18 protein-coding genes are annotated in these 22,279 nt (G+C 32.4%); 9 read left to right on the forward strand and 9 right to left on the reverse strand.

The annotated features are described in order from the left end of the window. Nucleotides 1-123 precede the first annotated feature (123 nt). The 9 genes from IMCC3317_RS12695 to IMCC3317_RS12735 all read left to right on the forward strand — a co-directional run bounded on the left by IMCC3317_RS12695 (nucleotide 124) and on the right by IMCC3317_RS12735 (nucleotide 10,167). A complete protein-coding gene (locus IMCC3317_RS12695; RefSeq protein ID WP_160129871.1) occupies nucleotides 124-2,415 on the forward strand; it encodes a hypothetical protein in 2,292 nt (763 codons plus the stop codon). 21 nt (nucleotides 2,416-2,436) lie between these two features. Then, complete coding sequence (locus IMCC3317_RS12700) at nucleotides 2,437-3,258, forward strand: hypothetical protein (protein ID WP_160129872.1); 822 nt, start codon at nucleotides 2,437-2,439, stop codon at nucleotides 3,256-3,258. Between the two features lie 45 nt (nucleotides 3,259-3,303). Next, nucleotides 3,304-4,227 (forward strand): hypothetical protein, encoded by a 924-nt coding sequence (locus tag IMCC3317_RS12705; RefSeq protein WP_160129873.1) that lies wholly within the window; start codon nucleotides 3,304-3,306, stop codon nucleotides 4,225-4,227. Next, the gene (locus IMCC3317_RS12710) at nucleotides 4,217-5,569 is read left to right on the forward strand and encodes an ATP-binding protein (protein ID WP_160129874.1); all 1,353 of its coding nucleotides are present in this window, start codon (nucleotides 4,217-4,219) and stop codon (nucleotides 5,567-5,569) included. The genes IMCC3317_RS12705 and IMCC3317_RS12710 overlap by 11 nt, the downstream gene beginning before the upstream one ends. A gap of 13 nt (nucleotides 5,570-5,582) precedes the next feature. After that, nucleotides 5,583-6,089 (forward strand): hypothetical protein, encoded by a 507-nt coding sequence (locus IMCC3317_RS12715; protein WP_160129875.1) that lies wholly within the window; start codon nucleotides 5,583-5,585, stop codon nucleotides 6,087-6,089. Nucleotides 6,090-6,125: 36 nt separating this feature from the next. Next, nucleotides 6,126-6,743 carry a hypothetical protein gene (locus tag IMCC3317_RS12720; RefSeq protein ID WP_160129876.1) on the forward strand — a complete coding sequence of 206 codons (618 nt, stop codon included), beginning with the start codon at nucleotides 6,126-6,128 and terminating at the stop codon, nucleotides 6,741-6,743. Between the two features lie 39 nt (nucleotides 6,744-6,782). Next, on the forward strand, nucleotides 6,783-8,297 hold the full coding sequence (locus IMCC3317_RS12725; protein ID WP_160129877.1) for an eCIS core domain-containing protein: 1,515 nt from the start codon (nucleotides 6,783-6,785) through the stop codon (nucleotides 8,295-8,297). A 184-nt stretch (nucleotides 8,298-8,481) separates the two neighbouring features. Next, nucleotides 8,482-9,255 (forward strand): N-acetylmuramoyl-L-alanine amidase, encoded by a 774-nt coding sequence (locus tag IMCC3317_RS12730; RefSeq protein ID WP_160129878.1) that lies wholly within the window; start codon nucleotides 8,482-8,484, stop codon nucleotides 9,253-9,255. Between the two features lie 75 nt (nucleotides 9,256-9,330). Then, nucleotides 9,331-10,167 carry a DMT family transporter gene (locus tag IMCC3317_RS12735; protein ID WP_160129879.1) on the forward strand — a complete coding sequence of 279 codons (837 nt, stop codon included), beginning with the start codon at nucleotides 9,331-9,333 and terminating at the stop codon, nucleotides 10,165-10,167. Here the strand turns inward: IMCC3317_RS12735 and IMCC3317_RS12740 are convergent, their stop codons facing one another. The 9 genes from IMCC3317_RS12740 to IMCC3317_RS12780 form a co-directional block, all read right to left on the reverse strand. Continuing rightward, complete coding sequence (locus IMCC3317_RS12740) at nucleotides 10,168-10,992, reverse strand: hypothetical protein (RefSeq protein WP_160129880.1); 825 nt, start codon at nucleotides 10,990-10,992, stop codon at nucleotides 10,168-10,170. Between the two features lie 2 nt (nucleotides 10,993-10,994). Then, nucleotides 10,995-12,638, reverse strand: coding sequence for a hypothetical protein (locus IMCC3317_RS12745; RefSeq protein ID WP_160129881.1), 1,644 nt, complete (start codon nucleotides 12,636-12,638; stop codon nucleotides 10,995-10,997). Continuing rightward, on the reverse strand, nucleotides 12,638-16,195 hold the full coding sequence (locus tag IMCC3317_RS12750) for a hypothetical protein (RefSeq protein WP_160129882.1): 3,558 nt from the start codon (nucleotides 16,193-16,195) through the stop codon (nucleotides 12,638-12,640). The genes IMCC3317_RS12745 and IMCC3317_RS12750 overlap by 1 nt, the downstream gene beginning before the upstream one ends. A gap of 19 nt (nucleotides 16,196-16,214) precedes the next feature. Next, on the reverse strand, nucleotides 16,215-17,744 hold the full coding sequence (locus tag IMCC3317_RS12755; RefSeq protein WP_160129883.1) for a hypothetical protein: 1,530 nt from the start codon (nucleotides 17,742-17,744) through the stop codon (nucleotides 16,215-16,217). 10 nt (nucleotides 17,745-17,754) lie between these two features. Then, on the reverse strand, nucleotides 17,755-18,144 hold the full coding sequence (locus IMCC3317_RS12760) for a hypothetical protein (RefSeq protein ID WP_160129884.1): 390 nt from the start codon (nucleotides 18,142-18,144) through the stop codon (nucleotides 17,755-17,757). A gap of 5 nt (nucleotides 18,145-18,149) precedes the next feature. Next, entirely contained in the window at nucleotides 18,150-19,448 is a 1,299-nt protein-coding gene (locus IMCC3317_RS12765; RefSeq protein WP_160129885.1) for a hypothetical protein, read from the reverse strand. A 243-nt stretch (nucleotides 19,449-19,691) separates the two neighbouring features. Next, nucleotides 19,692-20,498: a DUF6503 family protein gene (locus tag IMCC3317_RS12770; RefSeq protein WP_160129887.1), complete on the reverse strand. Its 807-nt coding sequence runs from the start codon at nucleotides 20,496-20,498 to the stop codon at nucleotides 19,692-19,694. A gap of 348 nt (nucleotides 20,499-20,846) precedes the next feature. Next, complete coding sequence (locus IMCC3317_RS12775) at nucleotides 20,847-21,446, reverse strand: methyltransferase domain-containing protein (RefSeq protein ID WP_160129888.1); 600 nt, start codon at nucleotides 21,444-21,446, stop codon at nucleotides 20,847-20,849. A gap of 315 nt (nucleotides 21,447-21,761) precedes the next feature. Continuing rightward, nucleotides 21,762-22,259, reverse strand: a complete 498-nt coding sequence (locus IMCC3317_RS12780; protein ID WP_160129889.1) for a hypothetical protein — start codon at nucleotides 22,257-22,259, stop codon at nucleotides 21,762-21,764. Between the last annotated feature and the right edge of the window lie 20 nt (nucleotides 22,260-22,279).

Here is a 22,279-nt window from a genome sequence, read left to right on the forward strand (position 1 = left end):
AATGAAATTATATAAATCAACATCAAAAATAGATAGCAGCTAGCGCTGAAGAATTAAATTATTACTATAAAAATAACCTATACCAAGGTTTAAAATTAATTAACAAACTAAAAAATTAAATTTATGAGTTCTTACAACGAAAATCTACATTCGAGTGTCGTGTCCTCATTGAACACACAAGAATTAGAATTACAAAGTGTAGAAGCAAAACTGGAAGCATCCATGTTTTCGCTCTACTACGCACAAGGTGCGCGAATTACAACGGCAGAAGAGTTAGAAATAACCACTGCAAAATATGCTTTTGAGAAAAATGTGCATGAACAAGCTATTATTGACAGTGATCTTTCCACTAATGTGTTGGAATCTGCTAATAATGCTAAAAGCTACACCTCAAGATCTGTAACTAATACAGCCGTTGCAGCAGCAAATGTTCAAATTGCGGCAAATGCAATTCTGAAACTAGCAAGTACTACGGGAAGCATTTTTAGCATTATCAATGCGGCAGATTTTGACACTGATATTTATACGCAAAGTAACAAAGCAAATGTGTTGATGAATGATACTGCATACGCAGCTGAACAAGCTTCACAACACAGTATGGAAGCTTCGGCTTCTGTTGCGGAAGTGACAACAACAACGTTGGCAGCCAAAGCTACGGTAACAGATACTTCTATAAAAGATTTACTGAGTGTTGTGACAAAACAGTTTGATGATACGACGACATTATTATCTACACAAAGTGCCGAACTAGCAACTGCGAATACTAAAGAAAAGCAAGCAGAAGGCGTTTTAGAAGATTATAGTGTTGCGTATGAGTCTACTGATATTGCCTTTGAATTAAGCAATTCAGAGTTAAACTTAGACCTTACGGTTACAACTCCTATAACTATTGGAAATCATGATAGTTATGTGGTTTCATTTAGTCCATATCTAAGTGCTTTTAGTGAGCAAAAGTCATCAACTGATACTGATCCAAAAGATACCAATCAGCCAGTTCAGGATTACTACATTATGCTTGTAGAAAATAGTAAAAGTGCTACGTTTAGTATGAATGATGCAGAAGGAATTATAACGGGAGCGTATGCAAATCGGTACGCACAAATAGTGGAGGCAGATAAAATTAAAAATTCCGCTGGTGTTATAACTGGACTTAAGAAAAAGATTTACATAGCTGGCACTAATTCTGCTACACATCCTGTTTTACAAGATTCTGAAGGAAAAGCTTTAGTATTAGGAAAAGAGTATGTAGTTGTTGTGTTTGCTACATTTAAAACAGCTTACAAAAAAATCATCAACACTTTTGACGATTATTTATCTGCGCCATCTAAAATGTTTATGCTTGAAAATCAGTTGAACGCTGTATTTTCAAATGCAATTCAACCGCCAACAGATGCACAAGTTATTAATTTTGGTGTGTTTGAAAATCCTGCATATTTAGTAGATTCTGAAGGAGAAGAAGCGTTAGATTATATACAGTATCGTTGTGTATTCTTACCAAATAATCCAAATTTAGTTCGAGGTTTATTAACCGATGAAGAATTAAAATACATTGACGCACAGGTAAGCGATAAAATGAAGCTTGACAACATGTATACTGAAAAGATTGCCACTATTCAAAGTCAACTTGATGCGTTAAAGAGTGACTCAAAAGAAGCAAAAACTGACACGAAAAGTGCAAAAGGTGCTGGTGCTAAGAAAGTTTCAAAAACTAGTGCTACTACTATTTCAACTACGGAAAGAACGAATTTATTAAGTCTTCAATTAAAGATTCTTACCAAGCAAAAATCAGACGCTTTAAAAGATCAAGAACATTTACAACCTGGATTCTTCTTTAACTTAACGACTGCAGAGCAAATTCCTGCAGGAAGTTATACACCTGCAGTTCCAGGAACAGATACACTACTAGCATATTTACTAAGAAGTATTACAAATATTGGTGACCTTCTAGACAAACTTGGAGAAGAAAAAGTAACGGAGTTAAATGCGAAAGTAGAAAGCACTATTCCTAAAAAAACATCTGCAGCAGATAAGGAACAGTTTATAAATGACATTATCACACTTATTGAAGGTGCTATAGAAAGCGTAATTGATGGTAAGGAGAAAACACTAGAAAAACTTCTAGTCGATTTTGCACAATTCATCATAGAGTTAATGCTACTAGCAGAAGGTTACAAATTTTATAGCAAGCAAGTAACCTTAGCAGCTGAAACTACGGATAATTTCGGAAATCGTTTAATTGGAAACAATGCGTACATTCCTACTGTAATTTCTATTTCGAAAAATGCTGATGAAACTGTAAATACGCAGTTTACCAATGCACTTTCAGATTTCCAACATACGGATGCGTTCACATATAAAGATCCGTTTGCAGATGCTACCAAAATAATAGCGTATCCAAAACAAACCACAGTATAATAATCTTAAAAACTATACATCATGAGTAGAGAAACCATATTAATAGCAGCAGATCCTGCACCTCAAAAGTACGGGATCACCGAAAAAAAGAAACAAGAAATTGATTTCTTAACGCAAGAAGTGCTAAACGCGCAAAATGAAGTACAACAATACCAGGCTATTGTAACTTCATTAACGGAGAAATCAACAAAGCTTGAAACGGAATTATCAACTGCAGAAGCGAACAAAACGCAAGCATTAAATAATAAAAATTCCGTAGATACCGTAGTAAACAATGCAAAAGATTTATACGCAAGTTCTGGGAAAACACTCAAGGAATCTTCTGGTGCTGAAACCGACATAAAAGGTGTTGCAACAGAAATAAATACGGTGATTAACAAACTTATTTATTCGGCGGAAGTCATCAATAAATTATCAAACCTAGTCATTCGTAAAAAAGCAATCAATCCGCTAATTTCTGACGAATTGATTACGATGGTTACGCAAGCAAGTTCGGATGCAAATAATGCCGTTGCATTAACGTTAATTGCCTTAGAATCGGTGTTTTCTTCACAAGCAACCACCATAGAATCTAAAGCAGCTATGGAGTTAGAAGAATCGCAATCAAAAAAACTGTATGAGTTTATTGTTGGTGCTGGAGGTAATGAAAAAACATCACTTGAAGGGTACTTATCTCAAGCATACGACATTACAAGCAACATGTACGAAGAATCATTAGCGGCTTCAAATGACACAGTTGGTCAGTTAGACGATGCGCAAGTATCATTGAGCAAAGCACAAGTGAAGCTAAGTTCATTACAAGCTGGACTCGCTGCAGCAAACGCAGCGGCGTTGGCGTCATAAATTTGAGTATATTACAAACACTAATTGCCTTAAAACAAAGTACTTATGGATGCCGTATTTAAAAAATTTTACAGAAGTTTTTATAATAGAACGAATGGTTTTATGCCTACAAAACCATTGAATCAAAATATATATCCAGGAGATTTTTTCCAAATTAAAAACGGAGAACTTATTGTTTTAGGGAATATTTTTAGAAAGAATATAGTGGATGCTGATGATGTAGTTTTTGAGAATGGAATTAAACTCAATCCTGCTAATTGGAATTTTAGTGAAGGTGTCACAAAACCGTATTCGGGAAGAGACACTGGACACAACCCAATTGAGGGCGATTTTGAGTTTAGTAAACAAGTATTAGCTTTTGACGGATTTGGAAGTTTCTTCTTTAAAAGTTGCGGTTCCGAATCTGTTAAATTTGCTAATTGGAGTGATTTTAAACAACAACTCATCATCAAAATGACGCAAACATTATATTCCTTTAGAGAAGTATATATTGTGACCGAATGTGCCACAGCCGACAATTGGACATTGGCAATTGCAGGTTCTGACAAGGCCGAATTGGAAATTGCTACAGAATCTGAAAATTTTGGATTGGTCGATATTTTTGGAGATGCTACCGCGAAAACAATTCAGGCAAGAGAAATAGAGTTTTATCATCGGGAAGATAAAAAGAAACCTTCCTTTTTTAAAGCAAAGAAATTAATTGTTCAGCAAGAAAAATTAGAAGTATTTATCAGTCAATTAATTAGTGATCGATCAAAAGTTCCTTCTTGGGCAAATAATTTTTATGAATACGATTTTTATCATGACGAGCTGTCGTTTAGTCCGCCAATTACAACAAATGCACAAGCATGCGTGTTAGATATGTTACAAGCCAATCAGCTGAATCCGAATACCGCATTGCAGTATTTTTCATGGACAAATACAACCCTGGATGATGTAGAAAAACTATTCGCAACGCATGGAAACTAACGAATATATAAGTTCGCTTTATGAAGAAATTGATTGGTTGCAAAATGTCATCAATCAAGTAATCAGTAGCTATTTGCAACATGAAGGCGCAGAAACACATTGGACAGAACTTCCAATGCCTGATTTGTCAGAAGTAGATTCGCCTTTTGCAACTACCGTAACCGAATGGAATTTGACCAATGTGGAACGCTTGGCTTTAGCACTTGCCATTGTGCCGCACATTCGTCCTGAAGTATTGGATATTTTCTTTGGTCAGAATAAAATTTATAACAGAGGTTTTACAGAATTTGGTGGTGTTATTGATAAAGGACATAGTGGATTTTTGCCGACAGGACAAACCTTATTTTTTCTAATTACAGCGTTGAATCCTGAATGGCGATTGCAAGTACTTTCGCTTTTTGAAAACGATCATATTTTTCAAAAAGAACAAGTAGTTGATATTGAAGCAACCGAAAATTACATTCCAAAATACAATGGTGTTTTGAGTATAAATCATCGGTGGTTGCAGTTTTTTATTACAGGCGAAAAGCCAAAATTAGAACACAGCAGTACATTTCCAGCGCAAAAAATAACGACCAATTTAGATTGGGAAGATATGGTGTTGAGTCCTGCAATTGAAGATCAGGTTGCAGAATTAAAAACATGGCTGCATCATAAAGATACATTGTTGGACGATTGGGGATTATCCAAACATTTAAAACCTGGTTACAGAGCTTTATTTTATGGTCCACCAGGCACAGGAAAAACCTTAACGGTTTCGTTATTGGGTAAAAACTTAGGGTTAGATGTGTATCGGGTAGATTTATCAATGATTGTTTCCAAATATATTGGAGAAACTGAAAAAAACCTGTCGCGAATATTTGATACAGCGGCGCATCAAAATTGGATTCTGTTTTTTGATGAAGCAGATGCTTTATTTGGCAAACGTACACAAGCAAATTCGTCTAACGATAGACATGCCAATCAGCAAACGGCATATTTATTACAACGTATTGAAGATTTCCCAGGATTCATCATTCTGGCGTCAAATCTAAAAGATAATATGGATAGTGCATTTTCAAGACGATTTCAATCGATCATCAACTTCAAAATGCCAACAAAAGAAGAACGTGTAAAACTTTGGCAAAAAGCATTTTCGGGCATGTGTACATTATCTCCTGAAATTGATTTAAATACAATTGCTGAAAACTATGAACTCGCAGGTGGCGCAATTATCAATGTGCTTCGTTATTGCGCATTGGCAGCGATACAACGTGGCGATACTGTGGTAAACAAACAAGAATTACTCACAGGAATTAGAAGAGAATTGAAAAAGGAGAATAAAACCATCACAAAAATTTAAAACGCTTGTGTCTATGGATATTGAAGAATTAATATTACTAAAAGAACATTCTCAATTATTGGTGATGAATGATTGGCGCTATGAAATTCCGCAAGAACAACGGAATATTATTATTGCCAACGCGCTCAATCAATGTACGAATGATAAAAATTTCAATCTCATTGGATATCTCATTACAAATAGGCGTGTTTTCATGATTGGCGGAAGCGAAACAACACCTTTTCTAGAAATATTATATCATTTCTATTATCTAGTTGAAACAGGAATTGCAGAATACAAAAAGGCACATAACGAATATGATGACGAACACCATTTAGAACATCATACAAAACATAAATTATTTGTACGATATCCTTTTTACAATGAACATATCAGAAGTTTGATAACAGGTAAAGAAGTAGAACTCGTTTATTATGATCCAGATTTAGCGCGATTGAAAGGGTATATTCACAATCATAAATATTGTTCTGCACTCGATTATGCTGGCGGAGAAGGCCCTGTCATTGTTGACACTACTTAAATAATACTTTAATTACTTTAGAAAAAACATTGCATCATGAAAACACATCTTTCCAAAAAATCCGCAGAAAAAACGCATCAAATGGCTGCGGCACATACAAATAATACCAAAGGAATTACACTTGAAGATAATCGTTCTAAAACCATCATTCAGCAAAAAAAGAATACAGCATTGCCCACTAATTTGAAATCTAGTATTGAAAATTCTCCTATTCAGCTTCAAGAAATCGCTCAATTGGCAAAAGGAAAAAATAGTAAACATAATAGGAAGAAATTAGCATTAGACAAACGAATGGGAGTAGGTGCACGACCTGCAATATGGAAAAACACACCAAAATCTTTATCTGGCGGTGATGCAAAAAAAGCTTTAGGAAATACCAATCGAAATAATCATGCTTCAAGGCATTTAACAGACGCTGGAAAATTAGGTGCTTGGAGTGCTGAAACAGAAGAAAATTTTAAACAAATTATTGAACCAATTCTGAAATCTCCTTTTAGAAGTTTTTTTTACAATCTACGAGGCGAAGAATGTAAAGGATATATATCGAGTAGTAAAATTACGGCGTTGGTATACAATGGTAGCGGACTTATTGCAACCACCTATGTTGCTAGTGCGGAACAACTAAAGCAATGGGGATTAGAGAATGATTTTTAAATTACAAACTATTCTTTTTTTTAAGAAAATTAATTGACCATGAAAACACATCTTTCAAAAAAATCAACAGAAAAAACGCATCAAACGGCTGTAGCACATAGCGTTGATCGTACCTCAAAAAATAAGGGTGTTTCATTGGAAGATAATCGTGCGTCTGCAATTGTTCAACAAAAACAAATAGATGCAATACAGTCTGAAATTCCTCTTCAAAAAAAGAAAAATAATACAGGTTTGCCTGATAAATTAAAATCAGGAATGGAAAATCTATCAGGTCATTCTTTAGATGATGTAAAGGTGCATTACAACTCATCAAAACCTGCACAATTAAACGCACATGCATATGCGCAAGGAAAAAACATTCACTTAGCTTCTGGTCAAGAAAAACACTTGCCGCATGAAGCTTGGCACGTTGTTCAGCAAAAACAAGGACGCGTACAACCTACGATACAATCAAAAGGTGTGGCTATCAATGATGATAAAGGCTTGGAAAAAGAAGCTGATGTTATGGGCGCGAAAGCGTTGCAACGGAAGGAGAATAAAAATGATAAAACTTTTAGGAACAATAGCAATTCACAAATAAGTATTACAGCAAAAAATATAGTTTCGCATTCTGGAGATACGGTTCAGAGAAATTTTGCACCCTCTTTTGAAGGAAATGTGAAAGCTACTAAAATTACGAAAGATGTATTTGACGTATTTACGGATGGTCAAAATATTATTATCAAATTCAATGGCGAATTGGATAAAGATTCCTTAGCAGATAATACATTACGTGCCGCAGGTGCAAAAGCTCCTGAAAGTTCTACTATGGATGCTAACTACTTGCTAACCAAAATCCCTGATGATAAGAATGGAGGCAATTCATTACTTATAGAAAAGCTTAAAGCTTTTAAAGGTAAAAAAGTTCTTGTTGCTGAGAAAATAGAAGGAGAAGCTCTAGGTCCTAATCCAACTGATCCTTCTGAGTCAACGAAGGAATGTTTGAAAGACCCACAATTTGCTTATGATTTAGGAAGAGTAGCTGCTTATGATGTACTTATTGGTAATCAAGACCGCATATTGATAGGCCTTAATTTAGGGAATATGATGACGCAAACTAAAGATGGAATTCCTCAAATTGACAATCAAATGAGCGACAATAAAATTTACTTAGAAAAGGTTGTGAAAATGAGAAACATATTCTCTAGCTTTATGAAGAATGAAGAATCTGAATTTGCTGCAAAAACGAAAAAAAGAATAAAAGAAATTTCTGGAATTGATATTGATACTTCAAGTTTTCAACGTGGGTTTGTTACCGTCATAAACTCTATAGTATTAAAACAGTTTAGAATTAGTCATTTTTTATACTCACAAGCAAAAGATGAAAAAAATAAAACAATGCGGAAGAATTTAAATCAATTATCAGATGCTGTACAAGTGATTCCTGAGCATTACCTTTCTGCAAAAAAATTGGAAAAGGAAAAGTTATTAGGTGGAATAAAAAAAGAAAAGAGCCAAATAGTGCAAAAAGAAAAACCTAAAACAGGATTTTTTCCTAATCTTTTCAAAAAATAGAAACTGTAAATCAATACGTTAAGAATTAACGTATTGATGAAAAATTTTAAACTTGATATGATTTGAGAACTATCATCCCACCAAAAACCTAAAACACTCACGAATACTCGCAAGTCTTTTTGAATCTCAGCCATAAGTCAAAATTTAGTATATTTAGCTAATTAACCTTCCAAAAAACCAACCAATGCAAGCTACAAGTATCTCTAGTCACGAAAGTAACTTTTTTAAAACAGGAGAAGATTCTGCTGGAAAAAAATTCGACTTAACAGAAATGTCCGTTCCAATCAAAGGCACCGATGAAGTCATGGAGTATACAAACTGTAGAACAAAAAACGGAGATAAATCATTTTATTACGAAGAAAGAAATACCAAAACTCAAATTGTATTACACTTTACTGCAGGCTACTTAAAAGGTGATGTAGCAGCCTTAACACAGCCTAATAATCATGTATCTACACCTTTCATTATAGCAAGAAACGGAACTATTTTAAGTATGTGGTCGTCTGGTTTTTGGTCGTATCATTTAGGAAAAGGCGCTATTGGAGGAAATAAAAACGGATGTAAAAGAACCATTGGTATAGAAATTTCTAATATTGGCTATTTAAAAAAAATTGGAGATACATTAATGACGGTTTACAGTGATAAAGATGATTATTGTGAGCTTGAAGAAGAGTATTATCATACAAAATTAGATACGCCATTTAGAGGACAAGAATATTATGCAACATTTTCAGAAAAACAGTATGATAGCTTGATAGTTTTGCTTCGTTATTTAACGGCTGAGTATAATATTCCAAGAGCATTTTTACCTGAAGAAAAAAGATATGAAGTCGGCTCGGTAAATGAGTTACCTAATTTTAAAGGAATTACTTCACACATAAATTATAGAACTTCTGGCAAATGGGATATTGGACCTGCATTTGATTGGGAAAGAGTTATTCAAGGAGTTAATTCTTAATTATTTTTAATACCTCAGATTTCTTTTCACAACGATTTAGCATACTTTTGCATTTCTTATTAAACCAACTAATACATGCTCAAGAAAGCCATTCAATTTATGATTATAAGCGCAATAGCGTTTGCTTTTCTGAATGCAATTGTGAAGTATTTGGGTGATTTTAATGCATATGAAATTGTATTTTTCAGATCGATTGGGACGTTGGTTTTTACTATTCCATTTTTATTAAAACATAAGATTTCTATCTATGGAAATAAAAGAACATTATTAATTATTCGCGGAATTGTTGGCGTAATATCGATGGCATTATTTTTTATGTCGCTAAAGTATTTATCTATGGGTTCGGCGGTTTCCTTACGCTATATCTCTCCTATTTTTGCAGCTGTTTTCGCGTTAGTTTTACTCAAAGAAAAAATCAAACATATACAATGGTTATTTTTCCTGATTGCCTTTTGTGGCGTGTTGGTTTTAAAAGGATTTGATACACAAATTGGCACCACAGGATTGTTACTTGCACTCGCGTCTGCCTTTTTTAGTGGATTGGTTTTTATTGTGATTCGAAAAATTGGAAACAGGGATCATCCTGTCGTAATTGTCAATTATTTTATGATGGTTGCCGTATTGGTTGGTGGAGTTTTGTGTATTCCGTATTGGAAAACACCCATTGGTTGGGAATGGGTTTTGTTGTTGAGTTTAGGGATTTTTGGCTACATCGGACAATTGTACATGACAAAAGCGTTGCAACTAGCAGAAACTAACAAAGCTGCGCCATTAAAGTACATTGAAGTTATTTTTACAATGCTGATTGGGCTGAGTTGGTTTCACGAATCGTACACACTTTGGAGTTTGCTCGGAATTATTTTAATTGTCATTGGATTGACGTTGAATACGTATACGAAGTCTGCTAAATAGTTAAAAACCAAGGAAATTTTTCTTATTACCCATTGCTTCAATCTTCTCTAAGAAATCGCTTAATAAGGTATTTATTTCTGCTGATTTTTTTAATACTTCTTTAAAATTATTCTGTACATCTGTTTCCATAAATTCAACTTTTGTTGTCAATTGTTGAACGTGATTCTCGGAAAGTATTGTGTTTAAATTAGCTTGAGTTAAATTGAATACTTCATTTAAAGTTTCCTTATTCGTTTCAGAAACTTCTTTTAAACTTTTTTCGCCCAAAGACTGCAACTGTTTCACTTTACTTTCTGTATCAATTTTTATATCTGTAAGCGAAATTTCTAATTCTTCTTTGATGTCTTTCACTCCTTTTTCACAACCTGCAACTAATTGTTTTATTTTAGAATATACTTTTTGAAGTTCATCATTGCCATTTATTAAAGCGGGCTTTAGCTCTTCATTTTGCGTGATACTTTCCTTTGTTCTTTCCAACAATGTGTCTAACAAATTATTATTTTTATTCAATAATTTCGTCAAAGAAGTGTAATCTGATTTTATGAAATTTGTTAAATTGTCTATTTTATTTTTCTGGTTTTCAGTAAATTCATGTGTATCATTCTCCAACTCCTTAAATACCTGATTGGCATTCGATTGGAAAGTTTTAACCTTAGTATTGACTGCACGAACTCCATTTTCAAAGGAAGTATTTAATTTTTGTAATTCGTTTGTGATATAGTTTTGATTATTGATTTTGTAGACATCAATGTATTGTTTTAATTTAAACAATACAACTCCATGAGAAATCAATAATAAAACGATAAGAATAGTCGTAACAATCATAATTAGGTGATTTTAATATTTAATTTCTCTTCTACTTGCCAAAGATCATCAACTAATTGTAAGGTTCCGTTTTCTCCAATTTGTTCTACAACTGTTCCTTGCCTGTTAAAATTTTCACTCTTTAAAATACAAATAGGCATTAATAAAACATCATAACTTAGAATTGCATTTTTCATCGTATTTTTTTCTTCATACATGAATTGAAACGTTGCTTTTGTTTGATTATCTGGATCAATATGCATTTTTATAATACTATCAGGTTTTTTCTTTTTAGATTTCTTATTGTCTTTAAAATAACCATTAGCATCTGAAAATGGCAGATAATAAATAAGTGATTCTTCAATAAGTTTACTTAAATCAGCTTTTATGGTATGAATCAGCTTTTTTATTTTTTGTGTGAGTTCTTCTGTGGTAATCGTTGGAGGAAGTTCACCAATTAGATTATTTTTTCGCAGCTCAATTTTTAAGTCAATTTCCTGCTTTGGAACTAGGTGAAGTTTTGCAAGTCCAAAGTTTTCTTGGTTTGCTAAATCGACAGCCTTATTTATTTTTTGCGTAGCTAGATTTTTGTTGTTGCAGTTTTGTAACAACGCTACCACATTTTTCTCATAAGCATCTAGAGTCGCTGCAGCTGTTCTTTTTACATGATCTATTTCTAATAGTTCCCTTTTTAGAATTATTTCAATTACATCACTTTTTGTGCTTTCTAAATTATCAACAGTTTCTAAACAAGCCTTTGAATATTTGCTAAGATTATTGAGCATTTTCTTGTGTTCAGTTGCTACGATATTTTGGATTTCAAGTCTTGAGATTGGCTTTTGCTCTTCTTCTTTTTCCTCTTCTTCATCAAATTTACCCAAACTATTTTCAGAACTTTCTTCATCTTTTGGAGCTTCCACAGGCAAAACCTCTGTTTTTTTAGTCTTTCGCTTGGAAAGTTTCCATCCTAAAAATATATTTAAGAGTACACTTAAGCCTAAAATTCCTGATATAATATATAATAACATAGATTCGTTTTTGGTTCCATCATCAGTCTCTGCTTCATCTTCTACAATTTTAGTTACATTTGTATTCTTGATATCTTCTACATTCACTATTGATGATGCCTGAGTTTCGTTTTCTTTCGTTTTTGATTGAAATTCTGAAACTGCTTTACTGATAATCAGTTTTATTTCTCCTTTGAGAATTTCACCTAAACTGTCTCTTTTAGTATCTTCTCCAAGTTTCTTATTTCCGTAGATATTATCTGCTATTAGTTTTGAATTTACTATGTCGCCACTGTTATCTTCAAAAAACCTTTTGTCTGAAAGGAAAGGTCGATTTTCTAAAAGGCTATCTCTTTTTGCCTTAAATGAATCTATATAAGTTCTAATGATACTATCTACCTCACCTTCACCATTTATCTTGGATTTCAAACTATCCAGAGTTATTCCTAAAATATTTGGCTTTTTTAAACTATCGTAATTTCTAACTAAGACTAAATCAATACTCTTAAAAGCGATAGTATCATAAACATCTAAAAAAAGTTTCCTGTTTTTTTCTACTCTTATATTTTCTTGTTTTACATCTTTCCCTTCACTTTTTCCACAAGAATGAAAACTCACAACACAAAGGAATACTATTAAATATGTATAGATTTTTTTCATTAGGATGCGCCTTTAAAGTCGTTCAATTTATCTGATACAATAATTTTAGAAAATCCGTAGATATATGCTTTTATCGCGTAGAAAAACATAGTTTCGCTCAGTTCCGGATCTGTATCTTTTCGTTTGTTTACTTCTTGTCTAATGACATCTTCTATTCTATTTTTGTCTGCAAAGTAATTTTTCAACTTTTCAGCATTATAGCTTTTATCTAAGGCAAAATTTCGAACAAATTTTACTTCATTCCACAGTTCGTCAAAGAAGTATTCAAAAAAGGTAATGACATTCTCTGCTACTTTTTCAATGGTCGTATCACCTTCTTTTAAGTAATTGCCGTATTTAGTATTTGCCGTAGCATTATTTGTGTTTACATTAAAGAATTGTTCTTTATCGCCTAGTGAGATACAATATTTAAGTGTATCTGCATCTTTAAATTTTTTGAATTGTTCTATTCCTTTAATTCCACCTTTTGCTGTGGCTTCTTTTGGATTTTTAATCACCTGTAATTCCAGTTTGTGCGGTTCTTCCAAGTTGAAAATCTTCTTTAAGATAGCAGAAACTAAGCGCGACATTCCGTTGGTACGGTTCAAATCACTAGCGCCATTCGTAATTTCTAATAGTTTTGCCCCATTTCCGCTGACACCAATATAAGTTGGCAACTTGTTTAAGTCTGCCATTTGTAAAACTTGTAGTGCATGATAAAATATAGCTGAATTATGCAATAAAAAGAGAAGTTTAAAGTCGCTATCTAACTTTAGTTTTTTACTAAATATGTTGTAATTAAAGAAGTAACTAATTAAATCTGTAGAGTTTAATCCGTCAGACCTTTTTATGTAATTGATGATATCTACTTTTGCAAAATCATCACCGAAACTTTTTTCCATTACACCTTCGTATTTGCTTACGAATCCGTTATCAAAACGATTGTTTCCACTTAGCGATTCAAACAGACTGTTTCCTGCAAATCGGAATGATGTGGTCATTTCTGGAATATCATCATCAAATATGATGACGTCAGAAGTTCCTCCACCAATATCTATGTTCATAAACACCTTTCCAAGCCCAAATGTTTCATCATAGCTTCCTTTTGGCGCCCATGATTCTGTAATCTGTAATAGTTGTTCTTTGCTATCCGTTTTTGAGAAATAGGTTTTATATACTTCATTCCAAATTTCTGAAAATACCGTCATTTGATTCGCGCCCATACTCAATGGCTTGAACCATAATACATCCGTTTTATCAGGAGATTTTTGCGAGCGTAATAGTTGATTTCTTCCCATCCATACCAACTGTTCTATGAAAACATGCAGTCGGTTTCTAGCAAAATCATTTTCGCTATCCGTTACGCCCCATTTTATATTGGAAAACGTATAGTCAAAGTTGTTTCTTAATTTTTTTTGTCCGAACGCAAACGGAATATTTACGTTTGAGAGTACATTTAATTCTTCTAGTTTTTCACTATTCGTATCATTATCTACATTAATAATCGAACGAATTGGAAATGAATATTCTGATTTTTCTCCAATCATGGATGGTAAAAATTCTGCTGATTGTGAGATTCCGTAGAAAGCATTTATCGGATCTAAATCATAGATGCTTTTTTGTGTTTTTGAATCTTGTCCAATAGCATTTAGCATCACTAAGTTGGATTGTATGCTCGTTGAAGTATCTAAATAACTTGACAGACTCTCAATAGAATTTCCCGATTTTAGTGCTACATAACTATTACTTGTTCCTATATCAAAAGCGATGGAAGCTTTTTCGTTAGATAAAGCGATTGGTTCTCCAAATAGCGGAACTAACATACCTTCTAATGAAGTAGCTGAATCTTTATTTTTTACAGCAACTGAAATAAGGTCAAAAGTGATGTCTTTATCCAAGTCAATTTCTATGTCTCCATTGGCGTTTCTTGTAAAAGTTGTCAATTCTGCATAATCTGTAATACAGTCATAATTTTCTTCTGCGCGTGTTCTTGAATGTGTCGTTGAAGGAATGTTTTCACTACTATTACTTGTTTTATTTTCTCTGTGGAATTGATATGAAACTGTTTCTTGATTTTGGTAATACGAAAGAATTTTATAGCGATCATTAAATTTTTTATCGGCAACTTTGAAAAAAGGATAAATTCCAAACCCTAAAGATGAGTCAATAATAGCTCCATAATCTTCATTATCAATTGTGCTTGGAGCAACTTCATCATACGTACGTTCAAATGAGATATTTCCTCTTTTGTTATCCGCCATTATTGGAATGTCTAAACTCACGACAATCGCGCCACTATTGAGTTTTTCTACTGAGAGTTGTTTTTTTAAATCAGCAATAGTAAAGTAATCAAAATATGCTGCCTTAATTGGCAAAATGATATTATTTACTTCGCCATCAGGCATCCAGAATTTAGACGTATTTACATCATATCCCAATTGAATTAAGTGTGGCGATAAAAAGTCGTTTCTACCAATCCACGGATATTCTATAATCGTATCTGGTAATACTCGTTTTGAAATAGGAGTTGTAAATTTCAGTTTCGTTTCTTTAGGAAAAGGACTGTTGATATATTTCCAACGAGTTTTGTTTAAACCTTCATGCAGTGCTAATGGTGGATTTTCCAGCGTTTTGGTTGTAACGATGACATAATCACTTTCCTTCACTTCACTCATGGCGTCTTTAACGTCATATTTTTTACATAGAAAAGGAACACTTCCGCCTAAAAGCGTAATCTCTTTGTTGTCTATTTCTAAAATTTCATATCCTCTAGTATGGTCGTCTGTAAAATTCCTTTCTAATGAATCTATGTTACTTTTTAACTCACTATCTAAAATATGATTTCTATTTATTTTTATGTATTCAGATACTACTTTACATGTACTTGTTACAATTCCGTACTTTCTAAAGAAAACATTGATGAACTCTTGAAATTCATGGCTTCTAGTGTATAATGGCTCATACGTTGTAAAAAAAGAACGATTATTGTAATTACTTTTTATAGATGTTGGAAGCTCGTCGCCAATGGTGAAAAATCCTGTGTGCGGCGAGGTTGCCGCTATTATTTTGTTTTCATAATAGATCAAGGTAAAATTATCAAACGGATTTTGTACACCGCTATTTTTAAACTTTGTATCATTATTATAATTACTAATGTATATTTTGAGTGTTTCGGCAAACGTTCGTACACCAACATTATGATCTTTACTCAATGTATTTAATTCGGAGATATTCCAAATTTCTATATCTATGGCTTCTTTGGCTTCCAATGTTTGATATGAATATAGAATTTCAAAGATATCTAAACAATGTGAAATGTATTTATGAAAAGTTGTTTTGCCTGATAGTTCTTCTATACTTTTAGTATTGTTATAACTTTTATTTACAAAGTCGAATGCTGTATCAAAAAGATGCAATTGTGCAAAAGGTGACGGAATGGAAGTGACAGGGATTTCAGCATTTCCAATATTGTCGGTTATTTCAGGTATCTTTTGATTGTCATACGGATTGTTTTCGTATTTATTCCAACCACTTTGAGGCGCGGTTTGTTCCTTTATAAGACTTAATTTATGTGCCATGAGTGTATTTTTTTAGTGGTTAAATCGAAAAACGTTCGTCAATAATTTCATCTATTCCTTGATTCAACATCGTTGTTAACATACGTTCTTTACTATTCAATTGCATATCAACAATATCTTTAGAAAGTTCAGAGAAAACTTTATCGAATTTTATTTTATCTTTTGAGAAAAAACTGCTATCATCATTTGCAGGCATTCCTGTTACGAGCGTGAAGAGTTTTTTATCGTCAACATTCACTTTTGCAGGAATGTTTCCACTAATGTCTTTATTCAGTTCTCCTTGATTTAGAATGATTGATAAATCAAACGGTAAAAATTTTCTGTTGTGTCGGTCTGAAGCTAATTCTACTAACCATCTGTAATAATAAACCGTTGTAAACTTGTAGATATTTTTAAAGAAATTTTGCTTTTCATAGTTGGTTGGTAACTCAAGTTGGTTGCGCCAAGTTAGTTTTGAATTTTCCAATGCTTCACTCATAAAATTAGACACATATACATTGTAATAGTGATTTTTGATAAACTGTTTTATGTATACATCTTTTTTCAAATTTGTAAGTGTCACGATGTTTGAATCACTTTCTAAGCCATATTCAAAAAAAGCAGCTGGTTTTGCCAAATCATCAACTGTGCTTGCGTTAGGTTCGTAATCTAAAAATTCTAAAACAGAAGTTGCCGCGGTAAGTTCAATAAAGTTTGAAGGGTTTTTTTGCTCAATTCCGCCATCAAAATTTTCATAATTACTTGATTTTGTATCACCAACATAAAACATCGCATTGATCAGCTGTTTTAAGTTTTTATTGTAATAGGAAAGAGCTGCTTTTGTCTTCGTTATGAAAGTACTGGAGTTTATGGCACTTTCTCCTGTGTTAAATTTATCTACATCTACTTGAAAGTATGGCAATACAGAAACTCCACCAATAATTGCATTGTTAATATAGTTTCTATTGTTCATAGAACTCTCTTCGTTTCTAAATACATTGAGTAATAAAGGAAAACCTGCGGCTCCAGTTCCTCCAAATATGGAGCTCACTACAAAAATTCGATCTTCTTCGTTAAAATCTTGTGTAAACTCTTTGAATTGTTTCGATTCTACCACATTTTTTAAGACAATACTTCCAACATTCGGGTTCCCAAGAAATCCTTTTTCCAGCAGCATATCTTTATTCTCATTATTATACAACAAATCAAAAAAGCTTTTCGTTTTTTCAAACCCTTTGGCATTTAAAGAATCATAATCGACCATTTCTTTTAACGTTCCGTAATCGGTTCCGCTAATATTTAATTCTTTTGGTGGATTTATTTTTGTTCTAAAAAAACATCCTTTATCTTCTTCATTGCCAACTCCATTATAGATGCTTTCATGAATATTATTGTAGGTTTTGATGATGTTTCTGCATTTTTCAACATCGCCGTTATTGATATCGGTATCAATAATCATTGGAATTATTTTTTCAACATTAGCGCGTACGCCTGTTGATAATAACATTGCTAATGAAGATAGAACTCTAGAACCTGTTCCACCAATAGCGAATAAGTATAGTTTAGACATGATACGATTTTTAGAATTTTACGGGATAGTATTTTGAGTGAATTGAAAAACGCTTGAAGGCGAGCGAGAATATAAAATAAAGTAAGAATGCGTAGATGGTATTTATGATGGTAAATGACCAAATTTCATATTCAAAATCACCGATACTTTCGTGTTCAAAAACAATGAATCCTTCCACAAGTAATGTTACTAGGAAAACCATTAACGAATTTATGATTCCAAAAAGAAACCATTTACCTAAATTTGAAAAGCGATCTGTTTTTCTTCCAAGTAGTATATAATATAGAATTTGAAAAAAAATGGTAGAAACAAAAAGAATTAGCATTCCCAAAGAGAATCCTTTTTCATCCCAGGTATCCCAATTTTCAATACTTTCAAATAAGAAGTAAAAATTTTCCATAATAGTTATTTGTTAATTTTAGTTAGTTGTACGTTTAGCAATTCTTTTTTGTCTTTACTGTATCTTTCAAAAGCGTCAGTAATACATTTAAAAGCGAATGTTTTTCCTTCTAGTTCTTGCGCTGTGATTTTAAAATCTTCATCGAGATGAACAGTATCAAACCATTTTGCAGCATCCTGCGTGAGTTGAATATTTATTTGATTTATATCTTTATCAACATTGGAAAATTGAACTTGAATAAAGTGAGAAAGCTTATGTTTAGAAATCGTGCTGTTGTCTACTTTTTTTTCATTAGACAAATCGGTTATTATCTTTAAACTCGCAATACCTTTTATGTATTTTGGCGTAATTTGAAAGTTGTTCAAATCTTCGAATTGCTCATGATAGTATTTTGGAACTTCATTCAAATTAAATCCTAACGTAAATATTGCGGGCCGCTTTTCTGAGGCTTCTCTAATTAAAACTGTTTCTTTTTCTTGATTAATTGCGACTTTACCTTGCTTAGGATTTTCTAAAATTTTAAAAGAAACTTCATGAATAGGTAAATTGAAAAAATATGAATTTGTATATGTTCCGAATATATTGTTTGATAATACTTCTTTTACAGCTTCTTTTTCACCAAATACCCAAACATAAAAAGGTCGTTTATGTAAAACTGTATTATAATAAGGATGTTTTTTAATATTTTTTCCACCTGTGTTTTTCATATCATAATAGTGATCACCATTGAAATCACTTTCATATTGAAATACAGCAGCTCCAAAATTTTTCTTCCTTGTTAAATGCTTGTATATTTTTTGAGTAACTAAAGAACTTTCTGTGCGTGTGTTAATTTTGCCCAAGTCAACAATACAATCTGTAACTAAAATACTAACCGAATTTGGCTGTACGGAATCAATAATACTTCCAAATACATGTTGAAGTTGTGATGATTTTCCACCTAAAATTTGACCCGATCGTAAATCTTGAACAAATTCATCATTACTTTTAGGATATTTTTCAGGACTGTCTGTTATGGTGTAAATTTGTACAGAGTTATTATATTTTGTGTTTAAATCTGTAATCAGAAACGGTGTTACTTCTTTGAGACTATAATTCCCACTCTCATTTGCATTTACGTATCCTTTCATACTTACTGAAGTCTCTATGAAGAAATCAATATTTGTAATCCTTGCTTTTCCTTCCTCAGAATTTGGAGGCATCACTACTTTATATCGTATATCATTATTTTTACACGATACCAATGATAAACAACTTAACAAAAGGAAATATTTACATAATAATGAAAAATTGATGCATTTCATAGATTGGTTATTTTGTAATATTTCAAAACTAACCAATGTAAAATTCAATATTTTACGGGATTCCGTAAAACGGCAATAATTATCATATATTTTTTAAATTATTAGATTCTAAAATAGAAACTAAAGACCACTTATTCAAATTACCCGAAGAACTATTCAACTCCTTTTATCATCTTAATTGTCATTGGATTGACGTTGAATACGTATACGAAAACGGCGAAATAGTCTAGAATTCTATTATAATTACTTCTTTAAATTAAGTACGTTTTCTGTTTCTATTTTTGATAATTCTTTCAATTTTCCTTTTTCATACAATGCTGGCAACTCTTTTAATGGCGTTCCAACTTCCGCTTTGTAATTGATATAATCCTGAAACGTAATTCCATAAACAACACGTGTATTGTAAGCACTTCTGAAACGAACGCCACCACCATTTACTTGATAATTATACGCTAAATAGTCTATCTTTTTTGTCTTTTGATTGATCCAATAATAGTATTCATCATCAAAATCTTCGCCGCCACTTTCTTCAGAAAACGTGATTTCCAATACATCATATTTTTGATTCTTGATGATTGTTTCTTCTACGAATTTTTTATGAACTGCTGCATCGTTTAATTTATGCGGCAAAGTTGCAAAGTAAATTACGGAGTTTATCGCTCCAGTAGCACTTGTAATTTTCTTTTCAGATAGTTCTATTTTTTTAGTATTGATGAAACGTGAAAATTTTCCATTAGCTAAAATGTCACGTGTAGTTTCATCATCTTTTGTGCTTTCTACTTCGTAAGTATATGAATTTCCGTCATTTCTGAAACGATATTTTTTTCCACGAAATACAAACGAATAATTCGCCTGATCGTACAAGTTTCCGCCATGCGCTTTAATGGTTTCTTGTATAATTTGCGTTGCTTTGTCTACAGTTTTCGGAGTTTCTTTTTGTGTAGTTTCTGAAACAGTTGTAGTTGTTTTTGGAGTTGATTTCTCCTTAGTTTCACACGCCATCAAACCGATAAACAATGTAATAATCAAAAATAGTTGAGTTGTTTTCATTAGTAAAATATTAGTTTTTTTTAGTCGTATTAATTGTGAGATCTTTCATTAATTGATAAATTTCCTTAAAAATAAAAATAGCAAATGATATAAACATTATTATTTTATTATTTTCATTTTCTTTGCTCGCACAAAGAAAACAGAAACAAAAGAAAATGCGCTTTCTCTGGCAGGTATTTTTAGTTTTCTCAACCGAAAACTAAAACCGAAAACTTTTGCTGAATTTTAGTTCACTAAGCTCTATTTTCTGCAATGGAGTACATGAATTAACATTTCTTCAAAACTAGAACAATTTTAACGCAAAACTCTTTCTATACTTCAGAAAAAGGAGAAACTCTGACATATTATTTATGATTTCACAAAAATTCCAAACAATTCATTTCCAGCTCGTGGAGAAATGGAATTGTGTGCTTTTTGAAATGTTTTTATGTTGAAAAAAGGTTCAAAATAACTTAGATATTCATCTTTGCTTCCACCAAATGGGCGTTTTTCTAAATCGCCAGTTAAGGGAAAATCAAACCACAATCCGACTAATTTTCCGTTCGCATGAAGCAACGCTGACATGTGTTTTGCATACTGTTTTCTAGTTGCTGGCAAAGGCGGAAACGAACAGAAAAAGGTTTGTTCAATGATTAAATCGTAGGTTTCGTTGTGTTTGAAGAAATCGTCGCAAAGTAAATTTTCAGCAGGGAATTTAGGATTTCGTTGTTGAAATTCTTTCAGAGGAATTTCAGAAATATCTAAAATAAAAACATTTGTAAATCCTTGTTGAAAAAGGTATTCGGCTTCGTAAGCATTTCCCGCACCTGGAATTAAAATCTTAAGATTCTTATCAGATAATTGATCTATATATTCTTTTATCGGAGTTGATGGCAAACCAATGTCCCAACCTGTACTTTCGTCTTTATACCGTTGTGACCAATATTCTTTTGTTGCAACAGAATTCATCGTGTAGATTTTGAATGTAAAATAATCTTTTTTAACTAATGAATTATTATTTCACAATAGAATGATTAATTAAGAGTCAACTATTGGCTTCTTATTTTCATTTTCTTTGCTCGCACAAAGAAAACAGAAACAAAAGAAAATGCGCTTTTTCCAGAGGTATTTTTGACAGAAAATGTCAAAACCGCATGTGTTTTTCTAAATTTTCTCCAAGGCTTCGAAAATTTTTAACGAAAAACACCTACTATACTGCGGAAAAAGAATCAACACCAAAGTACATTTAGTAAATCTTTATTTGAAAATGAATTCAAGAATATTTTAATCCTCATTCAAAATTTCTTCTTTCGTCCTGAATGTAGTTTTGTAATGAATCCTTTGTTTCAAAGCAGGTAATAGTGGCGTATTATCGTCCATTTTAATTCCATTCACATACGTTCCGTAGTCTTCTCCAAAACATAAAGTATCTGTCTTTTTATCTTTTTGATGAACAAATGCGGTGATTCTGAAATCTGTTGAATGATTTTCAGTACTTAACTCAAATGCTTGATATGTATTTACGAATTGTTGTATAAACTTGCCGTCTGTAATTTTCTTGAAAAAGATTTCATTTTTAGATTCTTCAATATCAGAAACAATACAATTCATTCGTATAGGATACGTTGTCCCAGATTGTATAAATCGTACATTTATATAATTTTCAGAAGTTAATTTTTGTGCATGAAAATGATCTGTTTCTTGACTTTCCGCTAATTTTCCGCAACTATTCAACAAACAAAATAGTAACAATAAAGCTATAAATTTTGAACGTTTATACATCTGTTTTAATCTTTAAATTT

This window comes from Kordia antarctica (genome assembly GCF_009901525.1).
Classification (GTDB): domain Bacteria; phylum Bacteroidota; class Bacteroidia; order Flavobacteriales; family Flavobacteriaceae; genus Kordia; species Kordia antarctica.